The organism is Myroides odoratimimus (assembly GCF_038039805.1).
GTDB classification, from domain to species: Bacteria; Bacteroidota; Bacteroidia; order Flavobacteriales; family Flavobacteriaceae; genus Flavobacterium; species Flavobacterium odoratimimum_B.
Genome location: NZ_JBBPHK010000017.1, coordinates 1 through 13894, shown reverse-complemented (window position 1 = coordinate 13894; position 13894 = coordinate 1). Strand labels below are relative to the sequence as shown.

Below are 13894 nucleotides of genomic sequence, written 5' to 3'. Positions count from 1 at the left end.
ATTTATAATCTGTGACTTGAAATAAAAAGAACAAATATCAAATAACAATCAAATGAAAAAAGTAATCTTAAGTTTTGCAGTATTAGCTTTCACACTTACTGCATGTAATGACAAAAAACAAGAAACAACAGCTCCTACGACAGAAGAGCACACAGGACATGATCACGATGATCACACTACAGCTAGCGCTGCTGAAAAAGTAACAACAGTAAACGAATCTAATGTATTACAATCTACTCTTGATGCTTATTTCTTAGTTAAAAAAGCACTTCAAGAAGACAATCAAGCAGAAGCTGCTACGGCTAGTAAAACATTAGTAACTAATCTTAATGCAGTAGTAACAGAAGATGCTAAGGCAAAAGAACTAGTGAAAGAATTAGTAGAAACAGCTACTAAGATTGACGTAGCAGACATCAAAGTACAAAGAGAAGAATTCGAAGACCTAACAGAAGATTTAGTAAAACTAATCAATACGGTAGGAACAGACAGAGTAGTATTTGAACAATACTGCCCAATGTACAACAACGGTGAAGGTGGTCAATGGCTAAGTGATGTAGAAGACCTTTCTAACCCATTATACGGTTCTTCAATGCTTAAATGTGGTGCTAATCAAAACAAAATCACATTTGAAACTAAATAGTTTTATAACTAAAAAATAGAAAGGCTGTCCGATTGGACAGCCTTTCTGTTTTTATTGGAATATTATTCATAAGACTTTAAATAAGGTACCTTTTACATTTCCCATTGTATATCTAACCTCACTATTACTTTTTTCAGTAAATATAAATTCTGTTGTAGTATTATTAAGGTAAATAGCTAGACGATAATACCCTTCTCTATACCCTTGTTGTAATCCTTCTCTATATTCTTGTTCTACTTTGACTACATCAGGATTCACTTGATAAGCCTGATTAATCATCTCTTGAAAACATTCTGTTGTTAGAGAAATGAAACATAACTCATTTAAAGAAATACTAAAACCAGGAACAAATGGTGAAGTCCCCCCCACTTATCCTCCAATTTCCTTGAAGCCATTTTGGTGTTTGAATCTTAGTTGAGGTAGAAATTCCATCAACTATTTCACTCTCATTTACCTCATTATTATCAGAAGAGCAAGCTAGTGCCATAGATGCCATCATTAGTAATAGAACAATTCTTTTCATTTCATATTTTTTTTATTATTAATACTACTTCCTTTGTTTCCTTAGGAACGACAAAGGTATATCCTATAAATGACTCGTCCTTACAGTTTTACATATCTATAGAAAAAAGTGACTGATAGCAAGATACTTATAAAAATCTAATTATTGTTATACGCACTAAAACTGAAAATATAAACTCATATAAACTTGATGAGCTCTAACTTTATAAGCCTGGTCATTTAGTATTAACTCACTTTTATCTGCCCATAGTTTACCTAAAGTAAATCTAGCTCCTATCTGCTGTCTCTCTTTTAGACTGTAAATATAATCTAGCTCTAGCGTCAAATAATTTTTATCCATCGTTCGATATCTAAAAGCAGGAAGGTAAATCTCTTGATACAAACTTTGAAAAGTAGTGTCTTCTTGTGTAAAAGCTTTTTGTGATTTCTGAGCTTCAAAACTCACTCCTACTCCTACTTGATATTTTTGTTTTTGATAAAGTACCTTAGCTTCAGCCTTTGGAGTTTTTTTATCAAGTTGAGATTTAAAAAGTGTCTACTTATAATACTCATCATAGCTGTCTTTTTGGTAACTCCCCCCTAAACTGTATAACCAAAACTGACTATGTCTATAAGTAATACTCACCTCAATTCTATATTGATTCTCATCTAGTACATAGGGTTTTTATCTCTCCTTTTTTAACATAATCATAAACACCAGAAAAATCATCGTTTACCCTATTATAACTATATCTATTTTCTTTTTCTTTTAAAGTAGTCAATTAAGCAGAGAGCTGTAATTGAGCTTGCCATTTTCTAGACAATACATAATTAAACTTTACTTCTGGCAAATAGTTATAACTTGTTAATTCATAAAGGTTAATCGTTTTTTATTCTTTTGTTTTTAGGTTGCGTATCTCTGTTTGAAATAGTATGTCAACAGAGAAAGGACTCTTTTTCCATAGACCAGCAGAAGCACTTATAGAAGTAGTGCGTTGTTTGTACCAATACTATTTTTGACCTCTTTCTAATCAAGAATGAAAAAATAGAATCTTTGACTTAAACTTATCAGAGGAAAAAACATATAAATAGAAGCTTATTCTTTAAGAACTTTCCAACTAAAAACACTTTCTATTTAACTCATAAAATAACACCTATCAGGTATAAAAAAATAAATTAAGTACAAACTATACCCGAAGAGGTATTATATAATATTTTTATGTATACCTTATACCTGAAAAGGTATAGATATGGATTCAATACAATTATTTGTAAAGCAAAAACGAAAAGAATTAAAGCTAACACAAGAGGATTTAGCATTAAATGCTGGTGTAGGACTGCGTTTTGTACGTGATTTAGAACAAGGTAAAAAACACTTCGTTTAGACAAAGTAAACGATGTACTAGCTCTATTTGGTAAAGAAGTAGGTGTAATTGATAAAACTAGATAATAATGGTAAGACAAGCGAAAATATATTTTCAAGATCAATTAGCTGGTTATCTTCTTGAAACAGATAATGGTTACTCGTTTTACTATGAAAAGGATTATCTAAAAACAACTAATCCTAAGCCAATTAGTTTACCCTTATCTGAAGAAACTTATCATAGTAATGTACTTTTTCCTTTTTTCGATGGGTTAATTCCTGAAGGTTGGTTACTAGACATCGGAGAAAAACATTGGAAGCTTAATCCACGTGACCGATCTGAATTATTAATCAACTTATGTAGAGACACTATTGGAGCTGTCTCAGTTTATCCGATGGAGGCGGAAAATCATGAATAATTGTACATTATAAATCTCTATCTATTTTCAACTTCTTTTCTATAAAAAACACTTCAAAAGACAAAGAAAAATCTCCTATAAAAAAAGAGCTACCTTCTTTTTATAAGAAGGTAGCTCTACTACATATTATTTTATAATGACTACATATTATAACTCCATGATAATAAACTCGCTACGTCTGTTTTGTTGATGTTCTTTTTCTAAACAAGGAACATTATTCTGACAATGATTAATAATATTAGTCTCACCATAGCCTTTAGCGCTTAACCTAGAAGGATTAATACCTTGATAGATTAACCAATCAACTGTTGTTTGAGCTCGGCGTTCTGATAATCCCATATTATAAGCATCAGACCCTTTGCTATCTGTATGTGAACGAACCTGTATTTTCATAGTTGGATTATTTTTCATCATCATAACTACTTTAGCAAGCTCAAACTGAGCATCAGTTCTAATTATAGCGCTATCATGATCAAAATAAATTGGTGCAAGTGCTAAACGTTTACCTAAATCTTCTCCTTTTTGTATCTCTTTATAGGATTGTGCTTCACCAGAATTGTTATGGTAATCAATATCCAGAGTTGTATCTTTTAAAAGCTGAAAATTCACAACCTTCACATCTGTTAATGTAACATCTTCTACTGATTTTTCTTCCGATACATAGCCAGTTGCTTTTACCGACACATAGTAATCTCTGTTTATTTTTACGTCTTTAAAAACATATTCACCACGCTTGTCAACCTCTATTTGCTCTATCATTCTATGTTTACTGTCATATAAAAACACAAAAGCATCTAGAATTGGTTGCTTAGTTTTTTGATCAATGATCTTTCCTGTGATATCTTGAGAGATATTAAGCTCAGTTCCTAATTTCATTCTCACATAATACAAGTCATCTTTACCACTTCCATTGGGCCTGTTAGAGGTAATAAACCCAAACTTAGCATCAGGATCTAAATACATAGCAAAATCATCATAAGGGCTATTAATTGAGTTCCCTAAATTAACTACCTCTCCAAAGCTTCCATCCTGATAAATCTGTACTCCATAAAGATCAAGCCCTCCTAATCCAGGATGACCATCCGAGGCGAAGTATAATACATTATCAGAACTCACAAAAGGAAAACTCTCTCTAGCTTCTGTATTTATTTTATCTCCTAAATTCTCTGGAGTTCCAATAGATCCATCTCTAAATACTTTAGCCCTATATAAATCTGACTGACCGTATCCTCCGGGTCTATCTGATGAGAAATAAATCCAATCTTGATCAGGTGATAAAGCAGGAGAAGCTGTATTGGCATGTTCTACATTAATACTTAATTTCTCTACATCTCCCCATTTTCCTGGTCCAAAGCTATAGGCTCTATATAGATTAACTAGTAAAGCTTTATCTGAGTATCTCACGTTTTTATCTGTTCGATTATTACTAGAAAAATACATGGTTCTACTATCGGCTGAGAAAATAGCATTAGCCTCATTATAATTCCCTTCTAGTTTTCTAGCAAAAGGTTTCGCCTTGCCAATATACCCATCAATTCTTACCGAAGCAGAATAAAGCTTAGTATAAGGATCATTGGTCCAAGAGTGAATACCTTTTTGTTTACCTTTTTTAGCCGATGAAGCATAAACAATTTCTCCTTTATATAATGCAGAGCCATACTCAGATCCTGGGGTGTTTACGCTATTTAGTTGCTTTACCCTATACCCATCTCTATTGGTATTAACCTGTTCTAAGTAGTTAGGATTACTCAAATACTTTTTTACTCTAGAATCTCCAGGGGCCTTCTCGGCAAATAGCTCCATCTTTGAGTTTGCTAAAAAATAATCACCTGTTGTTCTAATTGTTTGAATGTATCTATAGTAAGCCTCTATATCTTTTATATCACTAGCCTGACTTACGTTTTCAAACAATTTTTTATACCAGTGATTTGCCTGCAAGTACATACCATTCTCATAATAAGCCTTGGCTAAATTAAAAAGTATATCATCTGCTTGCTTACCTTTTGCTATTGCTTTTTCATAAGTAGTAATTGCCTCGGCATAAGCCATTTTCTGTATTTGCTTATTTGCCTTTTTAACATAACTGTTTTGGGCAAAATTGGTCAAAGAAAACAAGCTTAAACACATTATAAACCCTGTTTTGTAAATCTTTTTCATTCTTTTTCTTATATTATATTTATAGCTTTTTTAGAAGAAACGAGCTGTGGTTACTCTATTGTATTTATTGAAAATATCAAATCTTAGAAACACCTCATGTGATCCAGAATTGTATCTAGCTAATTTAGTAGTATCAGCATCATAAGAATATCCTATAAACAATCCTTCATTTATTTGGAATCCAGCCAGAGCGCTTACAGAAGCATCCCAACGATAAGATGCCCCTAGTGTGAATTTATCAATAATCAAGAAGTTTGCTGTTAAATCAACCTGCATAGGAGCGCCAGAAACAGATTTAGCCAAGAAAGCAGGTTTGAATTTTAAACTTGGATTAAGTTCAAAAACATATCCTCCCATAAGATAAAAGTTCATTTTTTGACGCATTAATTTTTGCCCCTCATTCTCTGTTCTATCTGTAGTCATAAAATTAGGCACAGACACCCCCAGATAAGACTTCTCTGAATATAGGTACAATCCTGCTCCAATGTTTGGACTAAATTTATTATTAACATCAACAAAAGAAACATCACTTGGATCATATATATCAAGCTTGTCTTTATCAAAATTTAAAAGATTTGCTGTTGCTTTTAAACCAAATGATAATTTGTACTGGTCATTTAAATCTACCGCATAGGCTAGGTTTACAGAAAAGTTATTCTCTGACATAGCTCCAATTCTATCATTAGTATAGTTAATACCTCCTGAGAGTCCATTTTTCCCAATTGGAGTATCTATGGATATATTTGCTGTTTGAGGAGATCCATCAAGCCCTACCCATTGTGCTCTATACATACCAAAAACATTAAGTACTCCACGAGTACCTGAGTACCCAGGGTTGATGTTTGAGGTATTATACATATATTGTGTAAATTGAGGGTCTTGTTGAGCTTGCATAGTTGTAAAACATCCTAAAGTCAGTAAACTCACTCCTATCTTTTTAATATCTACCTTTATTTTCATAACCTTTTTTGTTATTTATTACTAGTAAATAGGCTTTAACAAAGAACATACCCAATCCATATTTTTAAATGTTAAAAAACAAAATGGATTACTATTATTCTCATTAATTACCAATTCTATTTCTTAAAACAAAATAACAAAAAGCCTGTAAAACAAACAATTAACCAATCATTATTGAATAAAACCCTATTAAATACCGAAAAAAAAGAAAAACTAAAAAAAAATTACAACAATCTTAAAACAATCCCTAGTTGCAGATTTTTTCAATTAATCACCAAAAATCACATATACAAAAACACTTAATCACACAAGACAATATCCATATAAAAATCACCTGCTTAAAAAAACGAATATCACAATTTGCATAAATTAACCTTATGTACAACTTTTTAAAGTATTCTTATCCAGTTTTTAATAAATATTCTAAGCTTCTTGTCAATACAAGAGGTTTTTCGTCGTATTACAACTTTTTACATAAGATTTTATAGGTAAAAAAAAAGCCGTAAACTTGGAATCTTTTAACAAAAAAAGATCACCTCTAATCCAGGTAATCCTACACTATGGCCTTATTTAGCCAAAATAATCCTGATTGTATTTGTGATACTTCTTATGGTACTTTCCTTTGTGTTTATTTTACTTTCTCTGGTGATAATTAGCTTTATACTTAAAATAATTACCCTTAGAATCAAAGGGAGAATTATTTGATTTCTTAGCTTAAAACATAGTAGATATATCACAAGTATATACACGATTTTTCTTCATTTAATTTATTAAATACTATCCCCCCTAATTAGTCAATAAAAATAAAGTTTTAACTAACCTAAGACTCATTAATTTTGCTTTACCTGATTCTTATTTAAATTTTATAAACCCAAAAAAAAGAGGTAAAATAAGAACACATTAATTCCTATTTTACCTCATTTATCTAAGAAGCGCTATTTTTAGCTTTCTTTTCTTTTTTTACTCATTTGGTCTATCTCTTTGAATCTGATCAATTGCATAGGCCAAGAAGTTCATTGTAAAGTGACTATTATAAGTTGGAAGACTACCATTTCCTGCAGATCCTCTACCTGTTGTTACAGTTGCTTTAGTAGAATTACCACTAACTCCATAAACATTACCTGGTTGCATAAACCCACTATCTCCTGTATAAACAAAATTATACTTATTGTGTCTTATAACCCAACGTTTGTTTGGATCTGCATCGTAGGTAATATAAGAAGACGGTAAATTATTAACTGTTCTACCTGCTACATCCTCCCCAAGGGTTAAGCCTCTTAAGTCTCCAAATGGCCCCACAAGAAGCGGATCATTAATACTTACTAAAGTATGGAATGTACTTTGTCCTGAAATAGTTGCACTTCCTCCACCTGCTAATAAATTTATAAATGCTGCTGCATATGACTCATTTACTTCATTATTAATCATTGCTGCTCCTTTTTGATTAACTAAGAAATCATAAAGAACATTATTTTTAGTATTATCAAATCCAAAGTTTAGTGTTCCTATAACTATATCTACTTTACTATTTGTTAAAGCAGTTGAAAAAGCTGAAGCTGATGTATGACTTCCTGAAACAACAATTAAGCTTTCTATTTTAACAAGTCCATTAGGACCAAAATAATCCTTATTGTTTAACAATCCACCTTTTATTCCTGCATCTACACGATATCCTGAAGTATTTCCAGAGGATAATAAAACCATTGGTCTATACAAAATAGGTACCGTAACAGGTCCTACTTGAGGATTATTTCCAATACTGTTTCCTTTTAAAGTAAATACAGATTGATCGGCCTTCTCTGGTCTACCAGTGGCTTGTAATCGAATAGTTGTTACACCTCCATTTGTATTAATATCATTATCTGTTAATACTTTTGTTCCTTTATAACTTACTCCATTTACCTGAACATCAGACTCTATAACAGCTTCACCTGGGAAGATAACCTTCACTGGTACATCTATATAATTAGCATTAGTTGCCACTGAGTAAGGTCTGAGTTTGCCTCCTATTTGAATATTATTCCATAGTATTTCATACTGCACTGGAGCTCCTGTTACAGGCACATTATACTCACATCCCACAATATCTCTATCATTATTCTCTATTGGGTAAGTAGTATCATACTCATGAGCTCCTTTTGATAGCATCTTAAATTTAAAGGTTATATCTTTATTAGATACAGTTGGCTTACCAGTTCCATTAACAGGAGTTAGCACTACATTTTGTACATCATCCCTTAGAGAATTAAACTCAAAATCAACCACCTCTGAACTAAACTCAATCTTTTGGGTTTGTTGTCCAAAACCGCTACCTGTAACATCTACTGTAGCTACAAGTTTACCTCTTCCAGGGGCTAATACCTTAACTGGTACATTCAATTTATGATCATTTGTCAAAGGCTCATTATACTCAAACTCTCCCTGATGACTAATTTTGTATTGACCTGTATTATCACAAAGCACATCAAAGTTTAATCTTTCTATATCTACATTTGTCACTTTTACCTTAGGTGACTCCCCTAGTTCTAACCTAACATAAGAATTACTAATAAAGTCCATAGGGGTTGTACGAGGCAATAAAGGGATTCCTTCACCTGAGAGCCTAATTATAGCCTGTTTAGAAGCTACCTCCGCGCTGGTTAAAGTGCGTTTTCCTATAAAGCGAATACCATTAATCTCTGGAGTATGAATCTCTACGATTCCTCCCATTGTAATTTGATTAATATGTACATCTAAAAAACCACTACGCTTGTCTTTTAAACTCACACCTGTGTAAAACTCCCCAGATGGTACAACTCTATCTATCTGATATTGTAAAGATTCTTTCTCTACAAAAATATTTGTTTGACAATCTATATCTTTACCATTGAATTTAAACTTAATTATATCTCCTACACTTGTAGGTTTACCTGTATTATCTCTTGAATAACCTTTTTTAGGAGTTCCTGTTGCTCTTAAAACAATATTGTATGTTCCTGGTGAAGGAAAAATACCGCTTGAGGAAAAAGCATAACCATTTTTTTCTGTTCCATTATATGCCTCTGCCTCTATTTGATAAGTTCCAGGAGTAGAAACATTTACTTCCATAACAATTAAGTTAGCACGTGATTGTAAAAACACTCCTTCGTTATAGTTTCCTTCAATTCGAATCTTACCACAACTTGCATCTGTAATTACAAACTCGGCTGGTTCTCCATCTCCACAAAGTCCTAGCCACTGCTTTCTTGTTGCGCTAAAAAACTCCATACAATCCCTTGTTGTATTATAAATCATCAGTCCTGGTTGTAAATTCTTCACAGGTATTGCCTGACGTTGTTCCATTGTCATACGAGGCAGAAGAAAACCACGTTCTACAGAACTTAAATCCAGTATACTAAATGATAATGGATCTAGAGTATTCTGTAAAACAGAACTATCTGAAATTTGAGCTCCTTTTCTTTGTCCTTGTACATTTATAGATGTAAATACACTTAAAATAACTAAACAAAAAAACAGGATTATATCTTTAAATTTTCTATTTTTTCTCATAAGCATTTTTTTAAAAATAAGCTAGAGCACAAATGCTCTAGCCTAATTCTTAATTACTTCACTGATTTATTTTCTTTTACATATTCTATCGCCCATGCCATTAGATTTGCATAAAGAACACTGTTATACACTGTTGACCCTTTATCGTAAGGCTTACCAATAGGTGTTCCATCTGCTGTGTATCTAGATGGCCAAACATTTGTACTAGTATTTGTCATAGTACCAACTACCCATCCTCCATCTCCGAAGAAAGCAAAACCTAAAGTTTTATGTTTTAATCCCCATGTATCACCTGATCCATCATTTCTAACAATAAGTGGGGTAAGTTGAGTATTTGATCTAACTCCATCAAAATACCATCCATTAGACGCGTCATTACCAATGTACTTATCTTTTAAACTACCAAAAGGTCCTTTTACAATAGCTTCATCTTGAGCTGAGTCTAAAACAGGATTAATCATTGTAAATCTACCACTTGCATTACCAATACTCTGTCCTGTTAGAGATTCCATAAACTGTTTACTAGAGGTATGAGCAGTGTTTTCATCACTAATAATCAGTACTCCTTTTTCAGTTTTCACAAACCAATCAAAAACATTTAAAGTAGCTTGATTAGCATTATAACCAATCACATTATGGATAATATCTACTTTATTATTGATAATATAACTACGTAGAGATTCTCCTTGAAGACCAGTGGTTAACACTCTTATATTATTTACCTTAACAATCCCGTTTGGTCCGAAGTTTTTAATACTCTTTAAAATAGCACTTCCCGCATAGGTGTTTCCTGATGGACTAGCTCCATAGTTTACGTTTCCTAAGGTTAATATAACTATATCTCTATCTATTACATTAACAGTTGTTGAACATACTGTGCTTCCAGATTGACTATCTGTTGTAATCATATAGGTTAAACGTCCTGATTGTTTATAATTTCCTGAAGGCTTTAACTCTACCACATACTGTCCTGGTTTATCAAAAGTTCCACTTGCCGAGAAACTCACATCGTTTAATTGGTTTGTTACAATGGAATAATCCCCTGGATAATCAACACTTATTTTTAATGAAATACTATTTTTGCTGATATCTGTATCAACTAAATAATTTCCATTAACAACAACACTACTACACTCCACACTATAGCGAACCACTTGTTCTTTTACCTTTATCTCAGGGAAAGTAGTACAAATACTACTATTTAAAGCTGAATCAAAAGTTATTGTACTAACCCCTCTAGGTACTAATACTTCTTCTGGATATAAAGTTACGTATTGAATATCGTTACGAGATTTATTAAAACTAAGATATACGTCTTTAGCTGTGTATTTAACCTGCGTATTTCCACTACTTGCGTGCATTGTTCCAATAAGCTCAATAGTGGTAGTTCCAGGAGCTAAAACTGTAACAGGCAATAAAATAGCGTTATTTCTTCCAAGCTTAACATCTTGTTTGTACTCACCTCTAAACTCTACTTTATTATTTGGGTCATCACATAGATAATTATAAGATACTGGTTTTACATTAACTCTAGCCTTAACATTTGTAGGTGCGTTATTAGCACTTGAATTTGTAGTAAAATTAAATATACTTGGATTGCTTATTGGTGTTGATTTTAAAGGAATTCCTTGCCCTACAACAGAGATTGTTTGGCTTCCTGTACTGGTAAACTCTCCTGTTCCATTAAAGGACATTCCATTTTCACTATTACTTGTAATTCTCCAAAAGCCCAAAGCAGTTACATTAACTGTAAGATCAATTCTATTATCATTTGCATTTAACGGCACACCTATATAAGCATCCCAATTAGCTTGTACATCTTGAGGCTCTAGTGTAAAACTAAGGGCTGAAGACTTCACTTTAATACTAAACATACAATTTGTTGGAGCTGGTTTACCATTAAAACTAAATGATATTAAATCACCACTTTGTTCATTAGCCTGTAAAGGAGTTCCTAGACCATCTAAAGCAATAGTATACACACCTGTTGTATCAAAGGTTCCTGATTTAGAAAAAGAATAACCATTGTTACTTACCGCGCTGATATTAAAAGATCCTGGTTCTTCTACCTTAACAGTTATATATAATACATCTGTTTCTCTTAAGTATTTACCTTGAGTTAACATATCACTTCCAGAAGCGCTTAATTTTATAGCATTACAATTAGATATATCCATAATTGCAGGAGGTAATGATCCACATAGACTCAACCATCTATTTCCTGTTTTACTCCAATAGTTAACACAATCTGTATCAATATTATAGATCGTAAGTCCGTTTCCTCTTTCTTTATCTGCAATTGAAATTGCATTACGCTGCGAGGTGGTTAAACGTGGTAATAAAAAACCTTTACTAACACTCTCAAGTTCTAGCACCGTATTCTCACTAGCGGCAGCACTGCTATTGGCCACACTACCATCTTTTATCTTTGTTGTATATAAATCATTTTGAGCAAATGATGTAGCTATGCTAAAAAACATAGCTACAATCAATAAGATAAATGAATTAATAGATACTTTATTTATTTTTATACTATTCATCAATATAATATTTGATTAATATTTAATTATTTCAATAATGCCTCTAAAGCCTCTAAGCGTTTAGTTAGATCATTAACATCCTTTTTAAGGTCCTTAATCTCACTATCTTTTGCATTTAGTTCTTTTTGTTGATCAATTACGTGTAGGAATAACTCCTCTGTTTTTTCTAGCAGTTGAATTGATAACTCAGAAACATTAAATGAGTATCCTGTCTCAGTTTTTTCTAAATCACTAATTGGTGTAATACCAGGTAAGTGTCTATTAGATTTAATATAACTATCAACCGTGTTTAGGTCATTAAACTTATAATCATATTTTAAACTAGAATATCCATCAAAGTAGCTTTCAAATACATAATCCGCATAGTAACTATTAGTAGCAGTAATACTACCATTAACACGTAGCTTCTCATTTGGAGCACCTGATTTTTCCTTATAACCAATTCCTACCCATCCCATAGTATAGATATCTTGATCATTTTTAGTTGCTTGTTGATCCTGACCTGTATACCAAGGCTCTTGAACTAAAACATCATATGATATAAAGTGTTTATTTTTCTGCTCATCAATATAAATTAATTCTCTTGTATCGGCTTTTGCCTCTAAAGAAGTTAATGTTTCTGATGATTGGAACATTTGATCTATGAAAATTGGAGAAATATTCTTTTCTTCATCTTTATAAATAAGAGCTGGTCGTCCGGCTTGTCCTGCATTTAAATCTTCCCCATACTTCGCATCAAAAGACAAAGATGTAAGAGTCTCTAGGCTACCTGATCCGCTTCCAGTTGCGCCAAAAAGTTCGCTACCTTTTATCTCTTTTTCTATTCCTAACTCATTTGTATAAACATATTTAGTGGCTTGGTATTCTCTTAAGGCTGTTTCTCCTTCTCGTTTAACATCAGTATGCTCCTCTAGATACTCTCCATTAACCTCTACCATGTAAACATACATATCATACTTAACAGCCTCTAGGGTAGTTTTAGTCTCCTTATCTTTAATCTCGTTAGTTAAGTTTACCTCTACTTTAGATTTATTATCCTTAATAACAATATCATCTCCAACCTTAACCACTGATACATCACCTGAGACATTAGAAATGAACTCATTTAAGGTATTTTTCACCTTATCAAACTTAACAAGCTTATCAAACTCATCTATGATTGTTTCAGAGACTTTAATAATAACATCATCTCTATTTCTTGTCTCATCGATAAAGTAATACTCTTTTAGATCAATATCTTCTCCATTTACATTATGTGTTCTATAACCTTTTTCTAATTCAGTTAAAGTTTCTGCAAAAACAACATCAGCTGCATTATTAGCTCCGCTATTAAAAACAAAACCAGCTTTAACTTTATTGGTGTTTCCAGTATCTTTTAACACTAAACTAGCCACTGTAGAGTTTTCTTTAATAAGCTCAACAAGGCCTTTTGTTTGCTCTGTACCAGAGGTATCTTTCCAAGTAAAGATAAAATCACCATCTTTCTCAACAACTGTTACCGTACCTGGAGCTGCCTCTTTCTCGATTTGGTTGATGATCTCTTTTATAACCGAGTTATCCTCAAAGATAGTTTTGCTATTATCAATAACTGACTGTACTACATCTATCTGAGTAACTACGTTTTTCTCGTTAGTATAGGTATACTTTCCTGTTAACTTATCACTAGCGTCTTTCTCTGCTATAAGAGTTGTTTCTGTTTCTGATAACTTAACAATTTCTTCAATGTTGATCTGTTCTGTTTTGTAAGTATCTCCATCTTTTACAGTCACATAGAATTTACCTCCTT

General features: G+C 32.4%; 10 protein-coding genes and 1 pseudogene. 3 read left to right on the top strand and 8 right to left on the bottom strand.

The genetic code is table 11. The annotated features are described in order from the left end of the window. Positions 1 to 52 precede the first annotated feature (52 nt). Entirely contained in the window at positions 53 to 640 is a 588-nt protein-coding gene (locus AABL85_RS12630; protein WP_341310339.1) for a DUF3347 domain-containing protein, read from the top strand. A gap of 66 nt (positions 641 to 706) precedes the next feature. Here AABL85_RS12630 and AABL85_RS12625 read toward each other — a convergent pair whose 3' ends face one another. The 3 genes from AABL85_RS12625 to AABL85_RS12615 form a co-directional block, all read right to left on the bottom strand. Beyond that, a complete protein-coding gene (locus tag AABL85_RS12625; protein WP_341310338.1) occupies positions 707 to 919 on the bottom strand; it encodes a hypothetical protein in 213 nt (70 codons plus the stop codon). A gap of 55 nt (positions 920 to 974) precedes the next feature. Further along, on the bottom strand, positions 975 to 1163 hold the full coding sequence (locus AABL85_RS12620) for a hypothetical protein (protein WP_006259947.1): 189 nt from the start codon (positions 1161 to 1163) through the stop codon (positions 975 to 977). 156 nt (positions 1164 to 1319) lie between these two features. Beyond that, complete coding sequence (locus AABL85_RS12615) at positions 1320 to 1607, bottom strand: hypothetical protein (protein ID WP_341310337.1); 288 nt, start codon at positions 1605 to 1607, stop codon at positions 1320 to 1322. A gap of 784 nt (positions 1608 to 2391) precedes the next feature. Here AABL85_RS12615 and AABL85_RS12610 point away from each other — a divergent pair. Together AABL85_RS12610 and AABL85_RS12605 are read left to right on the top strand one after the other, a co-directional pair. Next, a pseudogene (locus tag AABL85_RS12610) lies at positions 2392 to 2591 on the top strand (type II toxin-antitoxin system Y4mF family antitoxin). Positions 2592 to 2593: 2 nt separating this feature from the next. Then, positions 2594 to 2923 carry a HipA N-terminal domain-containing protein gene (locus AABL85_RS12605; protein ID WP_326380063.1) on the top strand — a complete coding sequence of 110 codons (330 nt, stop codon included), beginning with the start codon at positions 2594 to 2596 and terminating at the stop codon, positions 2921 to 2923. 147 nt (positions 2924 to 3070) lie between these two features. On the opposite strand, the gene AABL85_RS12600 is transcribed toward AABL85_RS12605, so the two are convergent. From AABL85_RS12600 to AABL85_RS12580, 5 genes are all read right to left on the bottom strand, one after another. Next, a complete protein-coding gene (locus AABL85_RS12600) occupies positions 3071 to 5080 on the bottom strand; it encodes an OmpA family protein (protein WP_341310336.1) in 2010 nt (669 codons plus the stop codon). Between the two features lie 30 nt (positions 5081 to 5110). After that, entirely contained in the window at positions 5111 to 6040 is a 930-nt protein-coding gene (locus AABL85_RS12595) for a type IX secretion system membrane protein PorP/SprF (protein ID WP_341310335.1), read from the bottom strand. Positions 6041 to 7000: 960 nt separating this feature from the next. After that, a complete protein-coding gene (locus AABL85_RS12590) occupies positions 7001 to 9568 on the bottom strand; it encodes a hypothetical protein (RefSeq protein WP_341310334.1) in 2568 nt (855 codons plus the stop codon). Between the two features lie 53 nt (positions 9569 to 9621). Next, positions 9622 to 12108 carry a hypothetical protein gene (locus tag AABL85_RS12585; RefSeq protein ID WP_341310333.1) on the bottom strand — a complete coding sequence of 829 codons (2487 nt, stop codon included), beginning with the start codon at positions 12106 to 12108 and terminating at the stop codon, positions 9622 to 9624. A gap of 26 nt (positions 12109 to 12134) precedes the next feature. Beyond that, positions 12135 to 13490: a hypothetical protein gene (locus AABL85_RS12580; RefSeq protein WP_425355295.1), complete on the bottom strand. Its 1356-nt coding sequence runs from the start codon at positions 13488 to 13490 to the stop codon at positions 12135 to 12137. Positions 13491 to 13894 lie beyond the last annotated feature (404 nt).